We start from the raw sequence: 26,109 nt of genomic DNA, 5'->3' as shown, positions 1-26,109 counted from the left end.
CAGCGCAGGTTCGGCTGACGTGCTCCCGGCTGGCGCTCGCCCGGTCAGCTCAGCTGACGCCCGCCCGGCTGTCGCCAACCCGATCAGCGCGGGTCCGGCTGACGCCCGTCCGGCTGCCACCGCGGAGGCGACCAGCAAGGTCGACCCGGCGAAGGTCGACCCGGCGAAGGCCGACCAGGCGAAGGCCGACCCGGCCAAGGCGAACCCGGCGAAGGCCGATCTGGCCAAGGTTGCGCTGGGCACAGCCGAGAAGGCGGGCGCTGAGCAGGCCGAGGCTGGCAAAGCGGGGGCCGAGAAGGCGGCTGACAAGGCCGAAGAAGGCAAAGCCGACAAGGGCAAACGCAAGCCCGAAGGCTCCCTCTCGCGGCTGGCGGCGTACAAGGCGGAGGTGGCGGAGCTGCTCGGGGGTGACTCGGCCGCCCGGCGCCGGCGGAAGAATGTCACCGCTTCCGGGCTGCCTGCTCCGGATCCGGCGACCCAGGAGCCGCCGATCAAGGTGACCCGGCCGCCGCGTAAGGGTGGTTCGCGGTCGAAGGACTGACCTGGCGTAAAGCCTGGGCGGCCGTGACCTGTTCGACGGGGTTGCGGCCGCCCGGCCGATCCGACGGGACGACACCGAAAAGGGCCCTCCGCGCTGCCGACGCGGAGGGCCCTTTTACCGGGGGAACGGAGTAACCGAAGGGGGGCTTCGTCCGTTAAGCACACTTTAACCCCTGGACGGCGGAACTGGGTAGTCCTGGGGTTAATACGGACAATCCAGGGTGAACGTGCCCGGTGCTGGTGTGGCGTCCCCGGCGGGTGGGTACGGCGGACGCGGCGACACGTCTTCCGCGCGGCGCGTAGGCTGGGCGGGTGGCGGATCTTCTGGTGTGGATCGACTGTGAGATGACGGGTCTCGACCTGGGCAAGGATGCCCTGATCGAGGTGGCCGCGTTGGTGACCGGTCCCGATCTCGACGTTCTCGGCGACGGCATCGACCTCGTCATCCATGCCGACGACGCGGCCCTGGACGCGATGCCGGAGGTCGTGCGCGAGATGCACGCCAAGTCCGGCCTGACCGACGAGGTGCGCCGTTCCACCGTCACCATGGCGGAGGCCGAGGAGGCCGTCCTCGCGTACATCAAGCAGTTCGTGCCCAACCCCCGCTCGGCCCCGCTCTGTGGCAATTCCATCGCCACCGACCGGGGTTTCCTCGCCCGTGACATGCCGGCGCTGGACGACTTCCTGCACTACCGCATGATCGACGTCTCCTCGATCAAGGAGCTGGCCCGCCGCTGGTATCCGCGGGTGTACTTCGGCCAGCCGCAGAAGGGCCTGGCCCACCGGGCGCTGGCCGACATCCGCGAGAGCATCCGTGAGCTGGAGTACTACCGCCGCACGGTGTTCGTGCCGCTGCCGGGTCCGGACGTCGACCAGGCCCGGGCCATCGCCGCGGAGCTGTGAGCCACGCCGAGCGGTAACCCGGTCGACGACTGCGGGGGTGCTGCCGCTATGCTTGTCCGGCACGCGCCGCGGGGAGTTTCCGGCGGCAGCGCGGCATGGTGGTCGTAGCTCAGCTGGTAGAGCACCGGGTTGTGGTCCCGGGGGTCGCGGGTTCAAGTCCCGTCGGTCACCCAGAGATAGTCAAGGCAGAGCGCCTGATCGCGGAAGCGGTCAGGCGCTCTTGCGGTTTCCGCACCCGAGCCGTGCTCGGAGAGGCCCTACTGGCCCGCCCGGTCGCGGAAGGTCCACGCTGCTCCGCCGGTGGGCATGCGCCGCCCGTTGGGCCCCTGCTGCGGCGCCGGCTCGTACAGATCGTCGTCGTTCTCGCGCTCCAGCCGCGCCGCCAGGTACGCCGCCGCCGCCCGGTCCTCCTCGGTCGGTGCCGCCATCAGCGCGTAGATCAGGCCGAGGATGCCGAAGATGACGGTCAGGCCGATCGGGATGAGCAGCGTGCTCGCGCTCGCCCCGGTCACCGAGGCGCCCGTGGCGGCGGGATCGGGGCGCACCGACATGGCGGACATGCCGGTGAAGTGCATGCCGTTGACCGCGATGCCCATGACCAGCGCGGACGCCAGGATCGCGAGCGGCCGCTGCACCGTCATGGCCAGCCAGAGCGCCACGGTCGCCGCGACGACCGCGATGGCCACCGCTGCCACGACGCGGCTGGTCAGGTAGTCGATGGTGCCGTCGAGGTGCATCGCGTACATGCCGGTGAAGTGCATCGCCGCCACGCCGAGGCCGGCGAAGAGGCCGCCGATGATCAGCCGGGCGCCGTGGACCTTGGTGCCCCGGGCCGCGATGGACAGGCCGATGGCGACGGCGCCGATGGCGATGAGGGCGCTCAGGGTGGTCACCGGGACGTCGTACCGGATCGGCATGCCGACCACGCTGAAGCCCAGCATGGCCACGAAGTGCATGGTCCAGATGCCGGTGCCGCCGATGGCGACCGCCGCGAGGGTGAGCCACCAGGCGCGCCAGCCGGCGCTCGGCGCCGTGCGCAGCCGGACGGCGCACACCAGCCCGAGCAGGGATCCGAGCACGGACAGCGTGTAGCTGAACGTCGGCGTCAGCCAGCCGTGCTCGAAGTGGTGGATCTGCGCCATGCCTGGTCACTCCCTAGATCGACCTACCGATGCATCCTTCCTGGCTTATTCGCGTTCGGCACCGGGATGAAGGGCGCCCGGACCGGAAATCAACGTTGGTACGGGGCAGTCCTGACTGTTCGGAGGCCCGCGGTGACCGTCGACCGGAACGATCGGTCAGGACGGACGAGGCAGTTGTTGCCCCAGGTGATCGGAGACTGGACCGAGGGTGACCACGCCACTGCCGGCTCCGGCGAGCTCGCCGGCGGCCGGACGCAGCTCCGCGTGGACCCGGGCGAGCGTCGCCCGGTCGTCGAGGACCCGGGCGGCCCGGGCCACCAGAGCCAGCCGCGCTTCCCACAACAGGTCGTGCGGTGACTCCGGGACCGCGCGCAGGGCCGCGGCCGCCCGCGCCCGGTCGCCGCCGGCCAGCAGCACCAGCGGCCGGGCCCACGGCTCGTACGGGCCGAAGTCACCGTCCGGCGCACCATCCGGGTCCAGGGTGAGCAGGGCCAGCGCGAGCAGACCCCCGGCCATCCCGGGCATGCCGCTGCCGTCCAGCCTGACCTGCGCCGCCCGGTACGCCGCGGCCGCCTCGGCGACCCGGCCGGCCAGGGCCAGGCGCAGCGCGGCGCACCACTGGGTCAGGACCCCGACCAGCGGCAGGTCGTAGCGCTCGGCGAGCCGGTCGGCGGCCTGCGCGTGGGCGTCGGCGACGGCGGGCTCGCCGAGCGCGCTGTGGGCCTGGAGCAGGATGAGATGACCGAGGACCTCGAAGGTCACCAGCTCGTGCCGGGCGGCCACCGCGACCAGCTCGGTGCCGATCGCGGCCCGTTCCCGGGCCAGCCCGGTCCGGGCGAACGTGTGCATGAACCGGGCGTTGAGGGCGAACGCCAGCAGCGCCGGGTCCCCGGCCTGCCGGGCGAGGGCCTCGGCCTCCCGCGCCGCCCGGTCACCCCGGTCCGTGGTGGTGCCCCGCAGCTCCAGCGCGATGGTGCTCAGCAGCCGGCTGCGCTGCTCCGGCCGGTCGGGGCCGAGGGTGGCCAGGGTCCGCTCGGCCAGCTCGACGATCTGCCCGGAGAGCCGGTCGTCGTCGTTGCGGGTCCAGACCGCCGGCACGTCGAAGGCGGCCAGGACGCTCGCGGCGAGCTCCGGGTCGTCGAGGTGCCGGACGGCGGCGACGGCTTCGGCCCGCAGCGCGCGGGCCTCGTCCAGGTGCCCGGTCACGGCGAGAGCCCGGCCCAGCCCCATGACGGCCGCCAGCCGGCCCCGGTCGTCGGCCTCGGCACTGCGGTCGTACGCGTCGACGGCCTGCCGCCACAACCGGGCGGCCTCGTGCGGGCGTGAGCTGCGTTCGGCCTGCTCGGCGGCTGCCCCGCTGTAGCGGGCGGCCCGGACCGCGGTGGCCGGGGTCGCCGCCCGGGCGAAATGGTGGGCGAGGGCGGTGACGTCCCCGGGATGCAGGCGTTCCAGCGCCGCGCCGGCGGCGGCGTGCCAGTGGGCCCGGCGCAGCGCGGACAGGTCGCCGTAGACCGTGTCCCGGACCAGTACGTGGGTGAACCGCGGCTGACCGCCCGGCCCGTCCTCCGCGAGCAGGCCGGCCCGCAGGGCCGCGTCCAGGGCATCCAGCGTCGCCGTCGCGTCGCCGGCCAGCTCGGCCAGCACTTCCGGGTCGACGTCGCGGCCGAGCACAGCCGCTTGCCGCAGCACGCTCTGCGCGGACTCCGGCAGCCGGGAGAGCCGGTGCCGGATGACATCGCGGACGCCTGCCGGCACCTGCTCCAGGGCGGCGTCGCCCTCGGCGGCGAGCAGCCGGGCCAGCTCGCGGACGAAGAACGGATTTCCGCCGCTGCGGCGGTGGATCAGCCGCGCGGCCGGTGCGTCCAGGCCGGTCCCGACCACGGTACGGGCCAGCGCCGCCGTCGCCGCCTCGTCCAGCCCGCCCAGGTAGACCCGCACCGGCTCGGCCCGGGCGAACCGGGCCAGCGCCGCCGTCAGCTCCGGGGTGATCTCGGTGGCCCGGAACGTGGCGACTATCAGCACCGGCACCGGCTCGACCGCCAGCGCGGCGATCAGGTCCAGCGTCGCCTCGTCGGCCCGGTGCAGGTCGTCGGCGATCAGCAGCACGGGTGCGTGGGCCGCAGGTGCGGTCAGCCGCGCCACCGCAGCCTGCCGCCGGCGGAACCGGGCCACCGCGGGATCCCCCGCGGGCTCGGCTTCCTCCCAGACTCCGGGCCAGGTCACCGGCGCGCCCTCGTAGCCCGGACTGTGTCCCCGGGTTACGGCCCAGCCCAGGCTGACCAGGTGGCGGGTCAGCGCCTCGGCCAGGGTGGTCTTGCCGGCGCCGGCCTCGCCGGAGACCAGCGCCAGCGCGGCCCGGCCCCGCGCGGTCACCGTCTCGGCCGCGCGCGCCAGCTGGGCCAGTTCCTCGTCCCGGCCGACGAGAGCCGGCTCCGGCGCGGCGACGCCCGCGGCTGCCCGCACCGGCTGCACCGGCTGCACCGGCTGCACCGGCTGCACCGGCTGCACCGGCTCGTCCGCACGGCCGACGAGAGCCAGCTCGTCCGCACGGCCGACGGGAGCCGGCTCGGGCGTAGCGGGCTCGGGCGGGCTCAGATGGGCCGCCTGGGCGAGGATGTCGGCCTCCAGCTGGCGCAGGCGCGGGCCGGGGTCCACGCCGAGCTCGCTCACCAGCGTCGCGCGGATCTGCCGCAGCGCGGCCAGTGCCTCGGCCTGGCGTCCGGCCCGGTAGAGGGCCGTGGCCAGCAGCTGCCAGGCGTCCTCGCGCAACGGCTGGGCGGCGGCGTGGGCCTGCAGTCCGGAGACGGCGTCGGCGGCCCGGCCCAGCGCGAGCAGGGCCTCGGCGCGGCGTTCGATCGCCAGCAGCCGCAGCTCGTCGAGCCGGTCGGCCTCGGCGCGGGCCCAGCCGCGGTCGGCGTACTCCGCGTAGGCCGGACCCTGCCAGAGCGCGAGCGCCGCATCGAGCTCGGCCAGGGCCCGGGCCGGCGATCCGGCGCCGAGCAGCTCACCCGCCGCGGCCACGGCCGCCTCGAACCGCCAGGCGTCCACCGCGTCCGGGGCCGCCTCCAGCGCGTACCCCGGCGGCGCGGTGACCAGCAGCCGGGCCGGCTGCCGCGGTGGGCGGCCCGGCTCCAGCGCCCGGCGCAGATCCGACACGAAAGTGCGGATGGCCGGGACGGCACCCCGCGGCGGCTGCTCCCACAGATCGTCGACCAGCCGGTCGATCGGCACGACCCGGCCGCGCGCGATCAGCAGGCGGGCCAGCACGGCCCGGTGCTGCGGACCTTTCAGCGGTACGGGGCCCAGCGCGGTGCTCGCCCGCACGGGTCCGAGCACACCGAAGGCCACCATGACCCCATCTAAGCAGCGTGCTGATCCGCTGCTGATCCGCTGCTGATCAAGCCGGCGCAGCCTGGTGGACATGAACCCTTCCCTCACCGGATTCGACTACCAGCGCGTCACCGTCGCCGACGACGTGGCGCTCAACGTCGCGGTCGGCGGCTCGGGCAGCCCGATCGTGCTGCTGCACGGCTTCCCGCAGACCCATCTGATGTGGCGGCATGTGGCCGCGGACCTCGCTGCCGACCACACCGTGATCTGCCCCGACCTGCGTGGCTACGGCGCGAGCGACAAGCCCGCCGGTGGCGCGTACGACAAGCGGACCATGGCCGCCGACATCGTGGCGCTGGCCCGCGCGCTGGGCCACGACCGTTTCGCCCTGGCCGGGCACGACCGGGGCGCCCTGGTCGCCATCCGGGCCGGCCTCGACCACCCGCAGGCCGTCACCCACCTGGCGTCGCTCGACGTGCTCCCGACGCTGGACATGTGGGACGTCATGCACGGCGTCAGCGCGGCGGTGGGCTTCCACCTGTACCTGATGGCCCAGCCGCCCGGCCTGCCCGAGGAACTGATCGGCGCGGCCCCGGACGCCTTCTTCGGCCACTTCCTCGACATCTGGACGCAGGACCCGCAGACCATCCCGGCCGACGTACGCGCGGCCTACCTGCGCGCCTGCCGCGAGGCGGTCCCGTCGATCGTCGCGGACTACCGCGCCTCGGCCGGCGTCGACGTGGAGCACGACCGGGCCGACCGGGCGGCGGGCAACCAGCTCCGGATGCCGGTGACGGTGCTGCAGCAGGACTGGGGCGCGGCGCTGGGCTTCGACGCGGCGGCCATCTGGCGGGCCTGGGCGCCGGACCTGGAGCACCGTACGGTCTCGTGCGGGCACTTCATGGCCGAGGAGGCCCCGGCCGAGGTGGTCAAGGCGTTGCGCGGTCTGCTGAGCCGGTAGCGGGCCGGGCGGCCACGGGGCCCCGCAACAAGTTGTGCCGGTCCTCAGGAGTCGAAGCCGAGGCCGACCTTGTCCAGGGTGCGCAGCCAGACGTTGCGGCGGCCCTCGTGGGCGTCCGCGCGGGCGATGGACCAGCGGGTCAGCTCGATCACCCCGGAGCGCACCGGTTCCGGCGGGAACGGCACCGGCTTGCGGCGCACCATCTTGAGCCGGGTCAGTTCGGTCCGCTCGCCGGTGAGCAGGTCCAGCATCACGTTGGCACCGAAGCGGGTGGCGCCCACGCCCAGCCCGGTGTAGCCGACCGCGTACGCCAGCCGGCCGCTGTGCGCCGTACCGAAGAAGCCGCTGAACCGGCTGCACGTGTCGATCACGCCGCCCCACTTGTGCGTGAAACGCACGCCGTCGAGCTGCGGGAAGGTCTGCGCGAAGTGCTCGGCCAGCACCGCGAAAGTGGCCTCGCGCTGGTCGCGTTCCGGGCTGATCCGCCCGCCCCGGTAGTAGATCGCGTCGTAGCCGCCCCAGAGGATCCGGTTGTCCGCGGTGAGCCGGTAGTAGTGGAACTGGTTGCCCGCGTCGCCCACGCCCTGACGCCGCTGCCAGCCGACGGACGCCAGTTGCGCGGCGGTCAGCGGCTCGGTCATCAGCACGTAGTCGTAGATCGGGACCACGTAGTGGTGCAGCCGGCGCAGCAGGTTGCCGTGCGCCCCGGTGGCCAGCGCCACCTTCGCCGCGTCCAGCCGGCCGCGCCAGGTGTGCAGGCTCAGCCCGCTGCGGGTGGAGCTGATCCGCTCGACCGGGGAGTTCTCGTAGATCCGGACGCCCAGCTGCAGGCAGGCCCGGCGCAGACCCCAGACCAGCCGGGCCGGGTCGACCATCGCGCAGCCGGTGCGGTCCCAGGCCCCGCCGAGGTACGTGGGCGAGTCGACCTCGGCCCGCACCTGGTCGCGGTCCAGCAGCGTGACGTCCAGCCCGCGCCCGGTGGCCTCGGCGTGGTACGCGGCCAGATCCCGTACCTGCCACTCGGCGGTCGCCACGCTCAGCTCCCCGGTGCGGGCGAAGTCGCACTCGATCCCGTACCGCTGGACGGTCTGCTCGATGCCGTCCAGGTTCGCCCGGCCGAGCCGCTCGAGGGTGTCCATCTCGTCCGGGAAACGGCTCAGTCCGTTGTCGAAGCCGTGGGTGAGGCTGGCCGCGCAGAACCCGCCGTTGCGCCCGGAGGCCGCCCACCCGGCCGTGCCCGCCTCGATCACCACGACGTCGCGGCCGGGGTCGCGTTCCTTGGCCAGCAGTGCGGTCCACAGTCCGCTGTAGCCGGCGCCGACCACGGCCAGGTCCGCCGCGTCGATCCCGTCCAGCGGGTCGGCGGCCGGCGGCGCGCCCGCCTGCGCGAGCCAGTACGGCTCGGGCTCCGCGTCGGCGAGCGCGCGCGCCACCATGCTCAGGAGTTCTTCCGGGGTCGCGACCGCACGCTGCTGACCACCGCGATCAGCACCCCGCCCACGAAGATCAGCGTGCCCATGACGTTGACCTGTGGGGGCAGGCCGACCCGGGTCGCGCCCCAGATCCACAGCGGGAAGGTCGTGGTGGTGCCCGCGGTGAAGTTGCTGACCACGAAGTCGTCGATGCTCAGGGCGAAGGCCAGCAGCATGCCGGACATCACCGCGGGCATGATGATCGGGAAGGTGATCCGCCAGAACGTCGTCCACGGATTGGCGCCCAGGTCGGCCGCGGCCTCCTCGACCGAGCGGTCCAGGGTCAGCACCCGGGCCCGCACCACCACCGCGACGAACGAGATCGAGAACATGATGTGCGCGATCGTGATCGTCGTGGCGCCCAGTCCCACCCCCAGCGAGACGAAGAGCGTCAGCAGCGAGGCGCCCATCACCAGTTCCGGGGAGGACATGGTGGCGAACATGATCAGGTTGACCGTGCCCGAGCCGCGGAACCGGTAGCGGCCCAGCGCGTAACCGATGCCGGTGCCCAGCGCGCCCGCGAAGACGGCGGTGAGCACCGCGACGACCAGCGAGATCACCAGGGCTTTGGTCAGTTCGTCGAGCGCGAAGACCCGGCCGTACCACTTGAGCGTGAAGCCCTCCCAGGTCTGGTTGTAGCGGCCCGGGGTGTCGTTGAAGCCGAACAGGATCATGATCAGCACCGGCAGCATCAGCCAGGCGATGATGAGCCAGCTGTAGATGGACAGCGCCCGCCCGCCGGTGAGCCGGGACCGGCGGGGAGCGACCGCGGGCGCTTCCTCGACGACTTGGGTCATCGCGCCGCCACCTTCATGACGTCCTCCGTGCCCAGGGCCCGGGCGTAGGCGAAGACCCCGACCAGCAGCACCGCCATCAGCGTGAAGGACAGGGCCGAGGCCGTCGGATAGTTGGAGCTGGTCAGGTACTGCGACTGGATGACCTGCCCGATCATCGTGGTCGAGGAGCTGCCCAGCACCGCGGAGTTGACGTAGTCGGAGCTGGCCGGCACGAAGGTCATCAGCACGCCGGCGAAGACCCCGGGCAGGGCCAGCGGCAGGATCACCTTGCGGAACGCGGTGGCCGGGTCGGCGTACAGGTCACGCGCGGCCTCGACGACCCGGGGGTCGATGCGCTCCAGCGCCACGTAGATCGGCAGCACCATGAACGGCAGGAAGTTGTAGACCAGCCCGCCGATCACCGCGACCGGGGTGCCCAGGATGTTGAAGCCGTCCGGCAGCAGACCGGCGCTCTTCAGCGGTCCGAGCAGCATGCCCTCGTCGGTCAGGATGTAGCGCCACGAGATGGTGCGCAGCACGAAGGACACGAAGAACGGCAGCAGCAGCAGGAACAGGTAGGTCGGCTTGCGCCGGCCACCGTAGAAGGCGATCCAGTACGAGACCGGGAAGGCGAGCACGATCAGGATGACCGTGGTGACCGCCCCGTAGATCAGCGACCGGACCAGCTGCGTGCGGTAGTTGACGACGGCGTCCACGTACGTCTGCCAGTGACCGGTGAAGACGTACCCGGACACGATGTCGCCCTGCTGCAGGGACAGCGACAGCATCGTCACCATCGGGATCACGAAGAACAGCAGCAGCCACAGACCGCCCGGCAGGATCAGCAGGTAGGGCGCGAGCACACGCCGTGAGCGCGACACGGGTCAGGCCAGCACGATCGGCTCGAAGATGCTCTGGTACTCCTGCTGCTCGGCGGGCGTGGCGAAGTCCCGGAAGTAGTGCAGCTTCGCGTAGTCGGCCTGGGTGGGGAAGACCAGATTGCTGGCGGCGACCGCCTCCAGCGCGGACTTGTCGTCACCGGACGCGGCCGCCGCGTGTTCCTTGATCTTGGCCTGGGCGGCCGGCACCGGGCACACGTAGTTGATGTACTCGGCCAGCGTCGCCGCGTTCTCCACCTCGTAGAAGAAGTCCATCAGCTTGATCGCGTCGACCGGGTTCTGCGCGGTGATCGGGATGGCGAAGTTGTCGGTCCAGATGGTGCCGCCCTCCTCCGGGATCACGAACTTGAAATCCGTGCCGTCGGAGACGTTCTTCTGGAAGATGTCGCCGGACCACGCCTGGGTGATCCACACTTCGCCCTTGCCGAGCGCGTCCACGTAGCTCTGGTCGTAGTAGTTGCGGACCTGGCCGGCGGCCTTCTGCTCCTTGAGCTTCTCGGCGGCCTTCTTCCAGTCCTCCGGGGTGGACTTCGCCGGGTCGATGCCGAGCGCCATCATGCCGAAGTTGCCCAGCTCCTGGGTGTCGGAGTACATGCCGACCTTGCCCTTGAAGGCCGGGTCCCACAGGTCGGCCAGCTTGGTGATCGGCCGGGTGATCTTCTTCGGGTCGTACGCGATGCCGGTCATCCCGGAGGTCCACGGGATCGTGTAGACGTTGCCCGGGTCGAACGCCTCCTTGGCGTACGACGGGTCGGCGTTGGCCACGTAGTTGGGCAGCTTGGAGTGGTCCAGCGGGGCCAGGAAGCCGGAGTCGACGAACTGCTTGAACTGGATGCCGTTGGTGATCACCATGAGGTCGTAGCCGATCGACTGCTTGGCCGCGAGCTGCGGCTGGACCTTGGCGAACCAGGGACCCATCTCCTGGATGACCTCCTGGTACTTCACCGCGACCCCGGTGGCCTTGGTGAACTTCTTCAGCTCGGGCTGCTCGGGGTCCATGTAGAGCGGCCAGTTGGCGAAGTTCACGGTGCCGTTGCTGGTCTTGCCGGCCCAGTACTTGGCCACCGCGTCCGGGGCGGGGGCGCTCGGCGTGGTCGAGCCGGTGCCCTTGACGCCGCAGGCGGCCAGCGCCATGGCGAACGCCGACAGGCCGGACACCCGCAACGCGTCGCGGCGGCCGAGCCGGCGCTGCGTCATGCCGCGGATCAGGGAGGGGTCGGGGAGGTTCGACTGCACGATCAGACTCCGATCGGGTAAGAGTGCTGAGGGCTCCAGCTGAGGTACACGCGGTCGCCGGGGCCGGCCAGGTCCTCGGCGGAGAAGGCGTTCTGGTCGAAGACCACGAGGTCGGGGCCGGCCGAGGTCTTGACCGTGTAGTTGGTCGAGGTGCCGTGGTAGACGACCTCGGTCACCACGCCGGTGAGCACGCTGGTGCCGTCGCCGTCCGGCGGCTGCTGGGAGAGGTCGATCTTCTCCGGCCGGACCGAGACCTCGAGGTCGTCGCCGGTCTTCATGGTCCCGCTCACCGGGACCAGCACCCGCTCACCCTCGCCGTAGCTCAGCCGGGCGACGTCACCGGTGATGCTCTCCACGGTGCCGTCGAGCAGGTTCGAGGTGCCGATGAAGCCGGCCACGAAGCGGGTCGCCGGGCGTTCGTAGATCTCCCGCGGGGAGCCGAGCTGGTCGATGCGGCCCGCGTCCATCACGGCGATGCGGTCCGACATGGTCAGCGCCTCGCCCTGGTCGTGCGTCACGTAGACGAAGGTGATCCCGACCTCGCGCTGGATACGCTTGAGCTCCACCTGCATCTGCTGGCGCAGCTTCAGGTCCAGCGCGCCCAGCGGCTCGTCCAGCAGCAGCGCCCGGGGCCGGTTGACCAGTGCACGGGCCAGCGCGACGCGCTGCTGCTGGCCGCCGGACATCTCGCGCGGGGCCCGCTTCTCCATGCCGGTCAGCGAGACGATCTCCATGATCTCGCCGCACCGGCGGCGGATCTCGGCCTTGTCGACCTTCCTGCGCTCCAACCCGAAAGCCACGTTCTGGTACGCGTTCAGGTGCGGGAACAGCGCGTACGACTGGAACACCATGTTCACGTCGCGTTTGTTGGGCGAGACCCGGGTGACGTCCCGGCCGTCCAGGAACACCGTGCCCCCGGTGGGCTCCTCGAAGCCGGCGATCATCCGCATCGTGGTGGTCTTGCCGCAGCCCGACGGGCCCAGCAGCGAGAAGAACTCGCCCTGCGCGATGCTCAGGTCCAGCCGGCGGACGGCCTGCACCGTCTCGCCGTGCGACAGGTAGTCCTTGTGCACGCCGGCGAGCTCGATGGCCGGCCGGCCGGGGTCCTCGTCAACAGCAGTGGTCATTCATACCTCTTCAGGCCAGGTTGCTCATCACGTGCTTGATCCGGGTGTATTCCTCGAAGCCGTACATGGACAGGTCCTTGCCGTAACCGGAGTGGCCGTAACCACCGTGCGGCATCTCGGACACGAACGGCAGATGGGTGTTGATCCACACCGCCCCGAAGTTCAGCCGGCGTGACACCCGCATCGCCCGGCCGTGGTCGCGGGTCCAGACGCTCGCGCTCAGCCCGAAGCGCACGTCGTTGGCCCAGCGCACGGCGCCGTCCTCGGTGTCGAACTCCTGCACCGTGATGACCGGGCCGAAGATCTCGTCCTGGATCATCTCGTCGCGCTGGCGCAGGCCCGCCACCACGGTCGGCTCGAGGAAGTACCCGCGGTCACCGATGCGCTGCCCGCCGGTCACCACCCGGGCGTGGCCGGGCGTGCGGTCCAGGAAGCCGCGCACCCGGTCCAGCTGGGTGCTGTTGTTGACCGGCCCGAAGTAGGCGCCGGTATCGGCCGGGCCGCCGACCCGGGTGTCCCGGGCCGCGGCGGCCAGCGCGGCGGTGAAGTCGGCCGCGACCCGGGCGTGCACCAGCACGCGGGTGGCGGCGGTGCAGTCCTGCCCGGCGTTGAAGTATCCGGCGCCCGCCACGGCGGCGGCGGTCGCCTCGAGGTCGACGTCGTCGAAGACGATGACCGGGGCCTTGCCGCCCAGTTCCAGGTGGACCTTCTTGAGGTCGGCGGCGGCCGCGGCGGCTACCGCCATGCCGGCCCGGGTGGAACCGGTGATCGAGACGAGCTGCGGGGTGGGGTGCACCACCAGCGCACGGCCGGTGTCCCGGTCACCGCAGACGACGTTGAGCACCCCCGGCGGCAGGAACTCGGCGGCGATCTCCGCGAGCAGCAGGGTGCTGACCGGGGTGGTCTCGGAGGGCTTGAGCACCACGGCGTTGCCGGCCGCAATGGCCGGGGCGAACTTCCACACTGCCATGACCATCGGGTAGTTCCACGGTGTCACCTGGGCGCAGACGCCGATCGGCTCGCGCCGGACCCAGGAGGTGTGGTCGCGCAGGTACTCCCCGGCGGACTTGCCCTCCAGCATCCGGGCGGCGCCGGCGAAGAAGCGCAGCTCGTCCAGCAGCGGCGCCATCTCCTCCTGCCGGGTGGCTTCGACCGGTTTGCCGGTGTTGCGGCACTCGGCGGCGATGATCTCGTCGGCCCGGGCCTCGACGGCGTCGGCGATGCGCAACAGGGCGCGCTGCCGCTCGGCCGGTGTGCTGTCCCGCCACACCTCGAAGCCCGCCTCGGCGGACTGCATCGCGGCGGCGACATCGACAGCGGAGGAGACCGGGGCGTACGCGTACGCCTCCCCGGTGCACGGGTCGACGATCGCCGACGTCGCGCCGTCGGCGGTGTCCGTGCTGGACCCGCCGATGAAGTTGTGGAGGACCGGTAGGTCGGTGCTCACGGAAATCGGACCTCCCGCCCCGGGCCTGTGACAGCCCCCACACGAAGAGGTGGACCTTGACATAGCCGAAGACCTAAAGACAAGGGAATCCGAGGGATTTTGCAAGACCGAAACGGAATCAGGAGCGCGCACCCGCGCGCAACTACGCAATCCGGCGCGGATAACCGTCGCCGGGCCCGTTTCCGCAGGGTGATCCCCGCGTTCCCGGCGGCCCGACAATCCGGTGCATCTGGATCGCTTGCCAAGTCGATGTACCGTCTGCGAGCGCCGTTCGGATCGGAGATCATCTCTGGACGGCCATCGATGTGCCGACGATCGGCTCGAACAGCTAAGGGGAACCGGTGGACGGACGCAGGCTCCTGCCCCGCGCACTCGTGGGGATGACCGTCGTGGCGGCGCTGGCCGGCTGCTCCGGCTCCTCCGACGAGGCCGGGACTCCCGGACTGGAGCCGCGCGGCACCGTGCTGACCACGGTCCAGCCGACCCGCCAGGACCTCACCAACAAGATCAGCCTCAACGGCAAGGTGGCGATCAACCCGGTCTACGGGATCGTCGCGCCGGTCGACGGTGAGCTCCGCTACGTGCAGCGCCGGCCCTCGACCTCGGCCAGCACCCAGGCGACCTGGGTGGCCACGGTCTGGGACCAGGGCACGCCGCACAAGGTCCTGATGCCGAAGAACTCCATCCTGGCCGGCCGGCTGCTCGACGACCGGACCACGGTCACCGCGGGGATGCCGGTGATCTCCGCCAAGCGCGCCGGGTATGCGGTCGTCGCCGACATCGACAGTGCGCTGGCGTACCGGATCTCCGGCTCGGCGAAGTCCGTCCAGGGCCAGATCAAGAACGGCCCGGGACCGTTCCCCTGCAAGCCGCTCGGCACCATCGCCGCGCTGCCGGCCGGGACCATCCCCGAGCCGCCGCCGGCCTCGCCGTCCCCGGGCGCCACCGGCGAGCCCGCCCCGCAGCCCGAGCAGCCGCCCGCGGGTGGCAGCGAGGGTTCCGAGCCGACCGGCCTGCGGCTGGTCTGCACCGCCGGCAAGGGCATCAAGCTCATCAACGGTGCCGCGGTGACCCTGGAGATGGTCACCGGCAAGGCCAGCGACGTGCTGGTGCTGCCGGTCGAGGCGGTCGCCGGCACCCAGGGCAAGGGCAAGGTCGACGTGGTCGGGGCGGATCGTGTCCGCAAGACCGTCGACGTGGTGCTGGGCCTCACCGACGGCAAGGTCGTGGAGATCAAGAAGGGCCTCAAGGGCGACGAGACCGTGGCGATCCCCGGCCCCAACCTGCCCGCCGCCCCCGAGAACCCCAACCCCGGCGACCAGCCCTCCGGGGCCGTGGGATGACCGCGCTGATCGAGCTGACCGGCATCACCAAGGTCCTCAAGGGTCAGCAGCAGCCGCGCACCATCCTCGACGGCGTCGACCTGACCGTGCAGGCCGGCGAGAGCGTGGCCATCGTGGGCCGGTCCGGCTCCGGCAAGAGCACCCTGCTCAGCGTCCTGGGCCTGTTCGACAGGGCGGACGAGGGCAGCTACCTGCTCGCCGGCCAGGACATCAGCCGGCTGCCCGAGCGCCGGGCGGCCAAGCTGCGCAGCTCCCACTTCGGCTTCGTGTTCCAGCGCTTCTTCCTGCTCAAGCACCTGACCGCGGCCCAGAACGTCTCCATGGCGCTGGTCAACGGCCAGGGCTGGCTGCCCCGGCGGGAACGCCGGGCCCGCGTCCTGCAGGCCCTCGAGCAGGTCGGCATCGCCCACCTGGCCAAGAACCGCCCGGCCCGGATGTCCGGTGGTGAGCAGCAGCGGGTGGCGATCGCCCGGGCGCTGGTCCGCGACCCGATGGTGCTGCTCGCCGACGAGCCCACCGGCGCGCTGGACACCGAGACCGGTACCGCGGTCATCGACGCCCTGCTGGCCGCGACCGAGCGGGGCTGCGGCCTGGTGCTGGTCACCCACGACCGGGACCACGCCGCCCGGATGGGCCGCACCCTCGACCTGGTCGACGGGGTCCTCACCCAGCGGGTGACCGCGTGAGGCGGCTCTCCGGCCGGTTCCGGTCCGCGCTGATCATCGGGCTGCAGGGCATCCGCGCCCGCAAGATGCGCACTCTGCTGTCCATGGTGAGCCTGTTCCTCGGCGTCCTCGCGGTGGTGGTCGTGCAGGCCGGCGCCAGCATCGCGGACAAGGCGCTGCTGTCGGACATCGAGCTCGCCTCGGCCGTCGACGGCACCACGATCATCGGTATGCCGATGGAGCCCAAGGCCACTGACATCGTGCTCGACACGGTGGACGGCCGCACCGACGCGGTGGCCATGCTGGGCCTCACGGCGATGATCGGCGAGCCGAACGTCACGCCGGTCAACCCGGGCGCCGCGCCGTTCGACGAGGACTGGGGCGGCGGCGTGGTCTGCTACGGCACCGGGCCGTGCGAGCCCGCCGACACCCTGCCCAAGGGGCAGGCGGTCGAGGTCCGGCTGACCGCGATGACCGGCGACGTGCGCCCGTTCCGGCCGCTGCGGCCGCGCACCGGGCAGTGGCTCGAGTTCGGCACGGTGCCGGCGATGGCGCCGCGGCTGGTGGTCAACCGCGAGGCCGCGAAGGGCTTCGAGCGGTACAAGGTGCCCGCTGAGATGCGCATCGGCGGCGCGACGGCCAACATCACCCCGCAGTTCGTCGGAGTGGTGGACGACGGCGACATCCAGCCACGCGCCTACGTGCGGCTGGACGAGCTGGCGACCTGGCTGCCGAGCGCCGGCGTGGCCGACCCCAACAGCGGCGGGGAGATGCAGGTGCTCGTGGCGCCGGGCAGCCCAGTCGAGCAGGTGCTCACCACCAAGCTCAAGGCCATCGGCTCGGAGACCTGGGTCCAGACCGTCGACACCAAGAAGGAGATGGAGAGCCAGCTCAAGCTGCTGCGCCTGGTCTTCCTGGCGATGGCCAGCCTGGTGCTGCTCATCGGCGTGGCCGGCATCCTCAACGTCGGCCTGGCCACCGTGGGAGAGCGGGTGGAGGAGTTCGCCCTGCGCCGGGCGGTCGGCACGCCGCGGATGCTGCTGGCCGGCATCGTGCTCGCTGAGACGTTGCTCACCGGCCTGTTCACCGCGGCCGTGGCGATCGGGCTGAGCGCGGCCGGTCTGCGGGCCGTCTCGGTGCTGTTCGGTGACTCCGAGCCCTTCCTGAAGGATCTGCAGTTCCCGTGGGAGGCCGGGATCGCCGGCATCATCGCCGGTCTGGTCGCCGGCATCCTCGGCGGCTTCATCCCGGCGCTGCGGGCCGCCGGCATCCCGATCGCCACCGTCATGCGTGCTTGACCGGGCGGCCGATCACCGGAGAATGCAGCAGTGGACTACGTGAACTTCGGCTCGACCGGCCTGCGGGTCTCCCGCCTCTGTCTCGGCGCGATGAGCTACGGCACCCCCGACCGCGGCGGGCACCCGTGGTCGCTGCCCGAGGAGCAGGCCCGGCCGTTCATCCGGCAGGCGCTCGACCTGGGCGTCACCTTCTTCGACACGGCCAACGTCTACTCCGACGGCACCAGCGAGGAGATCCTCGGGCGGGCCCTCAAGGACTTCGCCGACCGGGACGACGTGGTGATCGCGACCAAGGTCCACGGCCGGATGCGCCCGGGCCCGAACGGCGCCGGCCTGTCCCGCAAGCACATCATGACCGAGATCGACAACAGCCTGCGCCGGCTCGGCACCGACTACGTCGACCTCTACCAGATCCACCGCCTGGACCCGGCCACCCCGATCGAGGAGACCCTCGAGGCGCTGCACGACCTGGTCAGGGCGGGCAAGGTCCGCTACCTCGGCGCCTCGTCGATGTGGGCGTGGCAGTTCGCCCAGGCGCTGTACCTGGCCGACCTGCACGGCTGGACCAGGTTCGCTTCCATGCAGAACCACTACAACCTGCTCTACCGCGAGGAGGAGCGGGAGATGCTGCCGCTCTGCCTCGACCAGGGCGTCGCGGTGATCCCGTGGAGCCCGCTGGCCCGTGGCAAGCTGACCCGGCCCTGGCAGCAGGACACCACCCGCTCCGGCACGGACGAGTTCGGCAAGACCCTGTACGCGGGCGCCGAGGACAACGACCGGCAGATCGTCGACGCGGTGACCACGGTCGCGGAGAAGCGCGGCGTACCGCGGGCGCAGGTGGCCCTGGCCTGGGTGGCGCGGAACCCGGCCGTGACGGCACCGATCGTGGGCGCGACCAGACCGCACCACCTCGACGACGCGGTGGCCGCCCTGGAGCTGACCCTCACCGACGACGAGGTGGCACTGCTCGAACGCGGTTACGCACCCCGTCCCGTCGCCGGCTTCAACTGAGGGCCGGATGACCACCACCATCGGTCTGGTGACCACCGACACCGAGCTCGTCCGGGAGCACGACCCGGACACCGCCGTGCTGCTGGACGGCCTCACCGCGGCGGGTTTTCGAGCCACCGCCCCGGTCTGGCATGACCCGGCAGTCGACTGGGCCGCCTTCGACCTGCTGGTCATCCGGTCACCGTGGGACTACCCCGAGCGGTACGCCGAGTTCACCGGCTGGCTGGAGCGCACGGCCGGGCGTACCCGCATCCTCAACGCGCCCGAGCTGATCCGCTGGAACATCGACAAGCGCTACCTCGACGACTTCCGCGGGCTGGACGTGCCGTGCGTCCCGTACGTCTTCTGCACCACGCCCGCCGAGGCGGAGGCCGCGATCGCCGCCCTCGCGGACAGCCGGGTGGTGGTCAAGCCGTCGGTCTCGGCCGGCGCCCGCGACACCGGTCTGTTCCAGCCGGACGACCCCCGGGCGGCGAAGCTGGCCGCCCGGATCATCGCCTCGGGCAAGACGGCGATGGTCCAGCCGGCCGTGGAATCGGTCGTCGCGCACGGCGAGAACGCCCTGTTCTTCCTCAACGGCGAGTTCGCCTACGCCTGTCACAAAGGGCCCTTGCTCGCGCCGGGCGGTGCGTACCTGGGCGGCGAATACACCGAGGTCATCACCCGGGCGGACCCGTCGGCCGAGGAGATCGACCTGGGCCGCCGGACGGTCGCCGCCCTCGCCGGCATCGCGGAGCGCAAGGGCCTCGGCGAGGACGCCGGACTGCCCCTCTACGCCCGCATCGACATCGCCTCGCAGCAGGGCCGCGACCCGCTGATCATCGAGGTCGAAGTGTTCGAGCCGTCCTACTTCACCGACGTGATCCCCGAAGCCACCGGCCTGTTCGTGCAAGCCGTCGAGCGCCGCTGCCGATCGTGAGCCGGCCGCCAGATGTATCTCAACGGGCGTCTCCCGGGCTATCGCGCGGCCCTGCTGATGCTGCCGGACCACGAGTTCGTGGCGGTCGCTCTGGCCGACGACGAGCAGGCGCTGCCGGCGCTGGCCCGTACCCTCGACGATCTGCAACGACCCCTGACCGGCGACCAGCTGGCCGAGGCCGTCGTCTCCTTCGCCGCCTGAAAATCGCCTTCCCACCGCCGAAGGCCGGTGGTACGGTCCCCGGCGATGATTACTTCCTGTGTGCGATTGGGGGTTCCGTCCGCCAAAGGTGAGCGCTGATGCCCTCACTGATCGCGGATGGCGAATCCCGCCTCTCCCTCTGGCTGCGCGTGCGCGAGTTCGCCGTGCCGCCCTCGATGATCGAGCTGGCGACTGCCCGCCGGGCCGCCTTCGACTGGGCGGCGGCGTGCGCGGCGGCCCGGGTCGACGTCGACCTCAATCTGCGGGCCGTGGCCCGTACCCGGGGTGCCGAATTCGCTGCCCGGATCCGGGCCGACCTGCGGCACCTCGCTCCTGACCTGCTGCGCTGGCACCTGCCGCGGATCGCACCGGACGGGTTGCTGCGCCCCGGCCTGACCATCTCCCTGGCCCGGTACGACGACGTGCACCTCGTCGTCCGCACCCCGCCGGCCTGGGCGGACGCCGGTCAGCGGTTCAGCCTCGCGCTGTGGGACCGGGCCGATCCCGGCGGCCCGCGTCCCGACCGGCGGTTCCGGCTGGACCTGCACCGGCACCTGTGGGACGCGAGACGGTCCGGCGAGCTCCGCGATCGGTCCATCGTGGAGCGGGCCGGGCGCTGGGCGGCCGAGGCGGCGATCCTGTTGCGTTCGGAAGGGTGCAGCGGCGGCGCGGTGACCGTACGGCTGGGCCATCGCCGTCGGTTGATCCTGGAGCTCACCGGGACCGGCGCGGTCAGGGTCTCGCCGGACCCCGTGCGGGGCTGGGCCGCGGCGCTGCCGGTGCTGCCGGACGCGGCGACGTGGGAGCTGCCCGACCTGGCGTTGCTCCGGGCCGGACTGATCGAGCCGGACCGGTTGCATCCCCTGGTCGCGGCCGCGCTCGCGCCGGGACATCCGCGCCGCCCGACCCCGGCGCCCGAGCCGGGTACGGGTCCCCGCCTGGTCGCCTGCCGTGGCGCCGAGCACCGGATCGCGCTCGTGGACGGGATGCTGGTCCCGCTGGACCACAGTCCGGACGAGATCCGCCGCGAGGAGTTGCTGGCCGCCCTGACCGGCACCCCCGTGCCCTGCCTCCAGGCCATCGACGAAGCCCACCGGGGCCCGGCTGAGCTCGTCGACGTACGCGCCCGCCTCGATCACGGCGACGTCGCCGGAGCCCTGGCCGTCGTCGAGTCGCTGCTCGGTCCGCAGGCGGTGCTGCGCGGCGGTGACCTGCGCGACGAGCTGGAGAACGCGGTCCTGCGGCAGCTCACGCACCGGCTGTTCCGGGCCGGCCTGGCCGGGCGCACACCGCTCCCGGCCGACCGTGACGAGCGCAGCCGGCGCCGTGGCCGCCCCTCTTCCTTCTCCCACCCAAGGTGATGACTGTGCCCCTCACTGCCCGCAACTCCCGTCTTGATGTCGCCGCCGACCTGCTGTCGCTGCTGCACGCCACCACCACCGAGCCCCGCCACGATCAGCAGCTGGAGGCGCTGACCCTGGCCGTGGCCGCCGATCTGCCCGTCCTGCTGTGGGGCGAACCCGGTATCGGCAAGACCGCCGCGTTGCAGCAGCTCGCGGCGTCCCTGGAGCTGCCCCTGACCACGGTGATCGCCAGCGTGCACGAGCCGTCCGACTTCTCCGGGCTGCCCGTGGTCGGTGACGATCCGGCCGTCCAGGGTGTCCCGATGGCTCCGCCGGACTGGGCCGTGCGCCTGGTCCGCGAAGGTCGTGGCCTGCTCTTCCTGGACGAGCTGTCGACCGCGCCGCCGGCGGTTCAGGCCGCGCTGCTGCGGCTGGTGCTGGAACGCCGGGTCGGTGCCCTGAAGTTGCCGCCCGGGGTACGGATCGTGGCCGCCGCCAACCCGCGCTCCTCGGCGGCCGACGGGTGGGAGCTGAGCCCGCCGCTGGCCAACCGCTTCGTGCACCTGCTGTGGCTGCACGACCACGACGTCGTGGTCCGTGGCCTCGGCGGGACGTGGCCCCGGGCCGTCCTGCCGGAGCTGGATCCGCGGCGGTTGCCCGAGGCGGTGGCGTTCGCCCGCCGGGCGGTCTGCGGATTCCTCGCCGTCCGTCCCGCCCTCGTGCACCAGCTCCCGGCCGGCGAGCCGCGCCGGGGCGGCCCGTGGCCCTCGCCGCGGAGCTGGGAGATGGCCCTGGCGCTGACCGCCTTCGCCACCGCCGCGGGTACCTCGCGGGAAGTGCTGTCCATGCTGGTCCGGGGCACGGTCGGGGACGGTCCCGGGCTGGAACTGCTGGCCTTCCTGGACCGGATGGATCTGCCCGACCCCGAGACCCTGCTGGCCGACCCGGCGGCGGCTGCCCTGCCCGAGCGCGGTGACCTGCGTCAGATCGTCCTCGACGGCGTGGTCGAGGCGGTGCGCAAGCGGCCGGACCGGCAGCGCTGGGACGCGGCGTGGGCCATCATGGCCCGCGCGCTGGAGACCGGGCCGCCGGACCTGGTGGTGGTGCCGGCCGGCTCGCTGGCGGCCCTGCGCCAGGCCGACTGGGACGTGCCGGCGACGATCGGCCGCCTGGCCGGCGCGGTCTCGCTGTCCCGGCGGGCGGACCGGGCCGGTGCCCGCGTCGTGGCCGCGGCGGGGAGCGGCCGGTGAAGCTGGACCGGGACAAGCTGTTCGCCGCCCGGCTGCAGGCCGTCCGCGCCCGGCCGTACCTGGCCACCGCGCTGTTCGCCCTGCACGTGGTGGAGTCGTCGCGGGTGCCCACGATGGGCGTCGACCGGTACTGGCGGTGTTACGTCTCACCGGTGTTCGTCGCGCGGACCCCGGTGGAGGAACTGGCCGGGGCCTGGGTGCACGAGGTCGCCCACCTGCTGCGCGACCATCACGGCCGCAGCGACCGGTACGCCGCGAAGCACGGGCTGACCGAGCCGGGGGAGCGGTTGCGGATGAACATCGCCGCCGACTTCGAGATCAACGACGACGTGTACGGCGACGGGCTGGCCAGACCGGCCGGCGCCGTCCTGCCCCGGCTGCTGCATCTGCCCGAGGACGAGCTGATGGAGGACTACCTGCACAGCGTCCAGCTGCGGTCGTACACCCGGGAGCTGATGTGGCTGGACTGCGGCAGCGGCGCCGACGGGCTGGACCGGGAGTGGGAGCTGGGACCCGACGGCGCGGACGGCCTCACCGAGCAGGAGCAGGACGCGGTGCGGTTCCGGGTGGCGGAGGGCATCAACGGCCGGCCGGGTGACGTCTCGAAGGGCTGGCGGCGGTGGGCGCAGGAGGCGTTCCATCCCCCGCAGCCGTGGCGGGACCTGCTGGGGGCGGCCATCCGGTCGGCGGCCGCGAGCTCCGGGGCGGGCGACGACTACTCGTACGGGCGTCCGTCGCGCCGGTCCGCCGGCCTGCCCGGCGTGGTCCTGCCCAGCCTGCGCCGCCGGCCGCCGCGGGTGTCCGTGGTCATCGACACGTCCGGCTCGGTCAGCGACGCCGAGCTGGGCAGCGCGGTGCTCGAGGTCACCGCGATCGGTCAGGCCGTCGGCGGCCGGCGTGACCTGGTCACGGTGCTGCCGTGCGACGCGGCGCCCCGGGTCGTGCACACGCTCTGCCGGACCGAGGGCATCCCGCTGCTGGGTGGCGGCGGTACGGACATGCGCGCCGGCTTCTCCCGGGCGCTGCGCACGACGCCGCGACCGGACGTGGTCGTGATCCTGACCGACGGGCAGACCCCGTGGCCGGTGGCGCAGCCGGCGTGCCGGACGGTCGTGGGCCTGTTCCGCCGCGGCCGGCAGCAGGAGTCGTGGGACGAGAACTCCGCGTACGTGCCGTCCCGGCCGCCCGCCTGGGCGCGGGTGGTCACCATTGCCTCGTGACCGGGGCCTCCGTCTCGACCGGCGGGTCCATGTCGTACCAGGGGCGCTGCCGGGGCCCGGTCGGCTCCGGGGGACGCACCGGGACGGCGTCACCGTCCGGGCGCCGCGGCTCGGTCCAGATCGGAGCGACCCGCGGCGGCGGGTGCCAGCCCAGTTGTGCCGTCGCCGGCGTGGCGAGTGCCGCCTGGGCCCGCTGCGGCGGCTTCCAGACCGGCGGCGCTCCCCACCAGATGACCCGTTCGGCGTGCGGCTTCGGCGCGGGTTGCGCGGCGGCGGCGATCGCGAGCGGCGCCGGTGCGGCCTCGACGGCCTCCGGCGGCTGAGCGGTCTGCTCGTGTCCCGAGGCGCCGGCCAGCAGCACGGCGGCTCCGACGGTGACCAGGCCGGCGATCAACGCCGGCACTTCCCAGCCCGAGCGCACGGCGTCGCCCATGACCAGGAGCGCGACGGCCGACGGCGCGATGACCTCGGCGATCCAGAGCACCGCGGTCACCGGCCCGACCGCGCCGTGCTGCAACGCGTGGGTGTAGAGCAGCATGCCGCCGACGGCGAACACCAGCAGGGCCCAGAGCAGCGGCTCGGTGACGATGCCCAGGGCCATGCCACCCGGGTTCTCCATCCCGTGCTCGGGCATCGGCATGGCCCGGCCGGCCAGGGCCGCCCCGCCGAGGGACAGCCCGGCCAGTGCCGCGACCCAGCCGGGTGAGCCGCTGATCCGGGCCGTGCCCCAGCCGATCACGGCCAGGCCGACGGCGGCCGAGCACAGCGCCAACCGCAGGCCGTTCGACGCGGCGACCTCGTCCTGCGGCCCGGCCGACATGGCCAGCACGGTCAGCGCGACGACGGAGACCACGACAGCCACCACGTCGCGGTTGCGCAGCCGGGCTTTGAGGAAGATCCGGGCGGCCACCACGGTGATCGCGAGCGAACTGGCGAGCACCGACTCGACCAGGTACACCGCCAGCTCGCGAAGCGCGACCATCGAACCGACGAAGGACAGGATGTCGAGGCCCAGGCCGAGCAGATAGAGCGGATGGCCGAGGGCCCGCACGGTGGTGGTGCTGCGCCGGGCCCCGACGGACTGCAGGATCGAACCGGCGGCGTAACAGACGGCACCGAAGAAGGCGATCCCCAGGGCGATCCAGCCGGCGCTGGTCACGATGCTGTCCGCAGTACGGAGATGGTGTCGTCGGCGCCGTTGGACACGTACGCCATCCGGCCGTCGGGCGACACCGCGACCGTACGCGGACTGCGCCCCACCGGAACCGTCGCGGTGACCGCACCGGTGTGACCGTCCAGCACGGACACGGAGTTACTGCCCTCGTTGACCACGTACGCATGCTCGCCGTCGGTGGCGAAAGCGACGCTCTGCGGCTGCTTGCCGACCTTGAACGGCCCGATCCGCCGCAGGGTGGCGGCGTCGATCAGATCGGCCGCGTTCGCCTCGTACCCCGCGACCAGCACCGTCCGGCCGTCGGGCGAGACGGCGATGCTGTGCGGCGCCTTGCTGACCGGAATCGATTTGAGCAGCCGGTCGGTGCGCATGTCGATGATCGACACGGCGTTCGACTCGTGGTTCGGCGTGTACGCCCGCTTGAGCGGCCCGGAGAAGGCCACGGCGTGCGGGTTGGGCGGCACGAGGACCCGCCCCCGCGCCCGGTACCCGCTGGCGTCGTAGATCTCGACCCGCCGCTCACTGTGGATCGGCACCCAGACCCGCCCGTCGGGACCGACCGCCAACGTGTACGGCTGCACGCCGGTGCTCATGTACCGCAGGACCTTGCGGGCGGCGGCATCCACGACGGCCACGCCGCTGCCGGACTTGTCGTCCTCGTACATCGAGACGAAGACGAGGCGCCCGTCGCGTGAGGTGGCGACGAACCGGGGCGTGTTGCGCAGCCGTACGGAGGTGACCCGCTCGGTGGCGACGTCCAGCACGGAGAGGATGCGCGAGCTCTGGTTGGCGACGTAGACCGTACGGCTGTCCGGCGAGACCACGACGCCTTCGGGCTCGTCACCGACCCGGATCGTGCCCACCATGGTCGGCTTGGCCAGGCTCGACACGCTCAGCGCCAGCGGCACCCGGGCCACGCCGGTCGGGCCGGGCGCGGCACCTGTGGCAGCGGCCGCCGCTGTCGCCGGCGCCGTAGTCGGCACCAGGGCCAGCGTCGGTGGTGGAACGGGATCGTCACCCCGGTTCAGCGCCACTGCGACGCCCGCGCCACCGAGCAGCACGCCGGCCGCCAGGGCGGCGAGCAGAACCGGTGCCCGCCGCTGCTTGCGTGCCGGTGGTGCGGACAACACGGTCATGCGGGTCGTACTGGGATCGTCGGGGATCGCGAACTGCTCCTCACCGTCGGTGCGTGCCACCGCTGCCCCCGCGGCGACCTGCCCGGTCACCCGGACGTCGGCCCAACCGGCCGGGCCACGCACCGTGACGGTCCCGTCCAGCCAGTCGGCGGCCGGCAGCCAGGCGATCCGCAACCGGCGACCGGCCAGCATCGCCCGCAGTCCCGGCCCGGAGACCGTGACGGCGGCAGCGGCGGCGAGCGGCGGCCCCTCGACGAGGACCTCCGCTTCCAGCCGGGTCGTCCCCGCGGCGACCTGCCCGAAGTGGACCTGGTCCGGATTGAGCCGCAGAGCGGTCCGCTCGAGAGCGGCGGCCGCGGCAGCGGCGACGCTGCGACTGTCCTCCTGGGTCAGCCGCATCAACGTACGCCGGGCCGCGGCGGCCATCGCGAGATCGGAACCGTTCGCGAGCCGCTCCAGCTCGCCCACACCCTTCAAGCGAGTCTCACGGACCGAACTGTCGATCTCGGTCAGCACCTGCGTCGGCAAGACTTTTTCACTCATAGTGTCCCCGGAGTCATTCTGCGTGACGATCGCCATCGAAGGAACCCTCAGCCCGAAATTGGCACCTGCCGATCAATCGACTCTTGTCGGGCTGCGGCGACACCGCCGAACCGTCCGCCGGCACAGCGCCGGCTCCCGCCGCGGCGACAACGCCACTCGCGGAGGAAGGCCGC

21 protein-coding genes, 1 tRNA gene and 1 pseudogene are annotated in these 26,109 nt (G+C 72.4%); 13 read left to right on the top strand and 10 right to left on the bottom strand.

The features are described from left to right. The 3 genes and pseudogenes from Aau02nite_RS36305 to Aau02nite_RS36295 form a co-directional block, all read left to right on the top strand. Positions 1 to 541: pseudogene (locus Aau02nite_RS36305) on the top strand (hypothetical protein); the annotation flags it as partial. Between the two features lie 311 nt (positions 542 to 852). Beyond that, positions 853 to 1,443, top strand: a complete 591-nt coding sequence (gene orn, locus Aau02nite_RS36300) for an oligoribonuclease (protein ID WP_212993152.1) — start codon at positions 853 to 855, stop codon at positions 1,441 to 1,443. A 98-nt stretch (positions 1,444 to 1,541) separates the two neighbouring features. Continuing rightward, positions 1,542 to 1,614: transfer RNA gene (locus Aau02nite_RS36295), tRNA-His, on the top strand. Positions 1,615 to 1,700: 86 nt separating this feature from the next. On the opposite strand, the gene Aau02nite_RS36290 is transcribed toward Aau02nite_RS36295, so the two are convergent. Both Aau02nite_RS36290 and Aau02nite_RS36285 read right to left on the bottom strand, forming a co-directional pair. Then, positions 1,701 to 2,585, bottom strand: coding sequence for an MHYT domain-containing protein (locus tag Aau02nite_RS36290; protein ID WP_212993151.1), 885 nt, complete (start codon positions 2,583 to 2,585; stop codon positions 1,701 to 1,703). Positions 2,586 to 2,741: 156 nt separating this feature from the next. Then, positions 2,742 to 5,936, bottom strand: a complete 3,195-nt coding sequence (locus Aau02nite_RS36285) for an ATP-binding protein (RefSeq protein WP_246595699.1) — start codon at positions 5,934 to 5,936, stop codon at positions 2,742 to 2,744. A gap of 70 nt (positions 5,937 to 6,006) precedes the next feature. Between Aau02nite_RS36285 and Aau02nite_RS36280 the strand changes: the two genes are divergently transcribed. Then, complete coding sequence (locus Aau02nite_RS36280) at positions 6,007 to 6,876, top strand: alpha/beta fold hydrolase (RefSeq protein ID WP_212993149.1); 870 nt, start codon at positions 6,007 to 6,009, stop codon at positions 6,874 to 6,876. 44 nt (positions 6,877 to 6,920) lie between these two features. Here Aau02nite_RS36280 and Aau02nite_RS36275 read toward each other — a convergent pair whose 3' ends face one another. The 6 genes from Aau02nite_RS36275 to Aau02nite_RS36250 are packed head-to-tail and all read right to left on the bottom strand — an operon-like array spanning position 6,921 to position 13,896. After that, complete coding sequence (locus Aau02nite_RS36275; RefSeq protein WP_212993148.1) at positions 6,921 to 8,312, bottom strand: NAD(P)/FAD-dependent oxidoreductase; 1,392 nt, start codon at positions 8,310 to 8,312, stop codon at positions 6,921 to 6,923. A gap of 2 nt (positions 8,313 to 8,314) precedes the next feature. Next, entirely contained in the window at positions 8,315 to 9,145 is an 831-nt protein-coding gene (locus tag Aau02nite_RS36270; RefSeq protein WP_212993147.1) for an ABC transporter permease, read from the bottom strand. After that, on the bottom strand, positions 9,142 to 10,005 hold the full coding sequence (locus tag Aau02nite_RS36265; RefSeq protein WP_212993146.1) for an ABC transporter permease: 864 nt from the start codon (positions 10,003 to 10,005) through the stop codon (positions 9,142 to 9,144). The genes Aau02nite_RS36270 and Aau02nite_RS36265 overlap by 4 nt, the downstream gene beginning before the upstream one ends. Before the next feature lie 3 nt (positions 10,006 to 10,008). Beyond that, on the bottom strand, positions 10,009 to 11,259 hold the full coding sequence (locus tag Aau02nite_RS36260) for a polyamine ABC transporter substrate-binding protein (RefSeq protein WP_307857973.1): 1,251 nt from the start codon (positions 11,257 to 11,259) through the stop codon (positions 10,009 to 10,011). A gap of 2 nt (positions 11,260 to 11,261) precedes the next feature. After that, on the bottom strand, positions 11,262 to 12,386 hold the full coding sequence (locus Aau02nite_RS36255) for an ABC transporter ATP-binding protein (RefSeq protein WP_212993145.1): 1,125 nt from the start codon (positions 12,384 to 12,386) through the stop codon (positions 11,262 to 11,264). Between the two features lie 10 nt (positions 12,387 to 12,396). Beyond that, the gene (locus Aau02nite_RS36250; RefSeq protein WP_212993144.1) at positions 12,397 to 13,896 is read right to left on the bottom strand and encodes an aminobutyraldehyde dehydrogenase; all 1,500 of its coding nucleotides are present in this window, start codon (positions 13,894 to 13,896) and stop codon (positions 12,397 to 12,399) included. A 278-nt stretch (positions 13,897 to 14,174) separates the two neighbouring features. Here Aau02nite_RS36250 and Aau02nite_RS36245 point away from each other — a divergent pair, with 278 nt between their 5' ends. From Aau02nite_RS36245 to Aau02nite_RS36205, 9 genes are all read left to right on the top strand, one after another. Further along, entirely contained in the window at positions 14,175 to 15,176 is a 1,002-nt protein-coding gene (locus Aau02nite_RS36245; RefSeq protein ID WP_246595697.1) for an efflux RND transporter periplasmic adaptor subunit, read from the top strand. Then, on the top strand, positions 15,173 to 15,862 hold the full coding sequence (locus Aau02nite_RS36240; RefSeq protein ID WP_212993143.1) for an ABC transporter ATP-binding protein: 690 nt from the start codon (positions 15,173 to 15,175) through the stop codon (positions 15,860 to 15,862). The genes Aau02nite_RS36245 and Aau02nite_RS36240 overlap by 4 nt, the downstream gene beginning before the upstream one ends. Beyond that, entirely contained in the window at positions 15,859 to 17,139 is a 1,281-nt protein-coding gene (locus Aau02nite_RS36235; protein WP_212993142.1) for an ABC transporter permease, read from the top strand. Before Aau02nite_RS36240 ends, Aau02nite_RS36235 begins: the two co-directional genes overlap by 4 nt. A 30-nt stretch (positions 17,140 to 17,169) precedes the next feature. Then, positions 17,170 to 18,150, top strand: coding sequence for an aldo/keto reductase (locus tag Aau02nite_RS36230; RefSeq protein WP_212993141.1), 981 nt, complete (start codon positions 17,170 to 17,172; stop codon positions 18,148 to 18,150). Between the two features lie 7 nt (positions 18,151 to 18,157). Continuing rightward, positions 18,158 to 19,069 (top strand): ATP-grasp domain-containing protein, encoded by a 912-nt coding sequence (locus Aau02nite_RS36225; RefSeq protein WP_212993140.1) that lies wholly within the window; start codon positions 18,158 to 18,160, stop codon positions 19,067 to 19,069. A 12-nt stretch (positions 19,070 to 19,081) separates the two neighbouring features. Continuing rightward, positions 19,082 to 19,270 carry a hypothetical protein gene (locus Aau02nite_RS36220; protein WP_212993139.1) on the top strand — a complete coding sequence of 63 codons (189 nt, stop codon included), beginning with the start codon at positions 19,082 to 19,084 and terminating at the stop codon, positions 19,268 to 19,270. A 98-nt stretch (positions 19,271 to 19,368) separates the two neighbouring features. After that, positions 19,369 to 20,631 carry a hypothetical protein gene (locus tag Aau02nite_RS36215; protein WP_212993138.1) on the top strand — a complete coding sequence of 421 codons (1,263 nt, stop codon included), beginning with the start codon at positions 19,369 to 19,371 and terminating at the stop codon, positions 20,629 to 20,631. A gap of 5 nt (positions 20,632 to 20,636) precedes the next feature. Continuing rightward, positions 20,637 to 21,863 (top strand): AAA family ATPase, encoded by a 1,227-nt coding sequence (locus tag Aau02nite_RS36210; RefSeq protein ID WP_438841208.1) that lies wholly within the window; start codon positions 20,637 to 20,639, stop codon positions 21,861 to 21,863. Next, positions 21,860 to 23,083, top strand: coding sequence for a vWA domain-containing protein (locus tag Aau02nite_RS36205; protein ID WP_212993136.1), 1,224 nt, complete (start codon positions 21,860 to 21,862; stop codon positions 23,081 to 23,083). The genes Aau02nite_RS36210 and Aau02nite_RS36205 overlap by 4 nt, the downstream gene beginning before the upstream one ends. Here Aau02nite_RS36205 and Aau02nite_RS36200 read toward each other — a convergent pair. Beyond that, positions 23,067 to 24,242, bottom strand: coding sequence for a hypothetical protein (locus Aau02nite_RS36200; RefSeq protein WP_212993135.1), 1,176 nt, complete (start codon positions 24,240 to 24,242; stop codon positions 23,067 to 23,069). The two genes, Aau02nite_RS36205 and Aau02nite_RS36200, sit on opposite strands and share 17 nt — an antisense overlap. Then, the gene (locus Aau02nite_RS36195) at positions 24,239 to 25,936 is read right to left on the bottom strand and encodes a YVTN family beta-propeller repeat protein (protein WP_212993134.1); all 1,698 of its coding nucleotides are present in this window, start codon (positions 25,934 to 25,936) and stop codon (positions 24,239 to 24,241) included. Before Aau02nite_RS36195 ends, Aau02nite_RS36200 begins: the two co-directional genes overlap by 4 nt. Between the last annotated feature and the right edge of the window lie 173 nt (positions 25,937 to 26,109).

It is taken from the genome of Actinoplanes auranticolor, from assembly GCF_018332655.1.
GTDB classification, from domain to species: domain Bacteria; phylum Actinomycetota; class Actinomycetes; order Mycobacteriales; family Micromonosporaceae; genus Actinoplanes; species Actinoplanes auranticolor.
The sequence above is the reverse complement of the archived record's forward strand: the minus strand, read 5'-3'. Positions and strand labels throughout refer to the sequence as shown.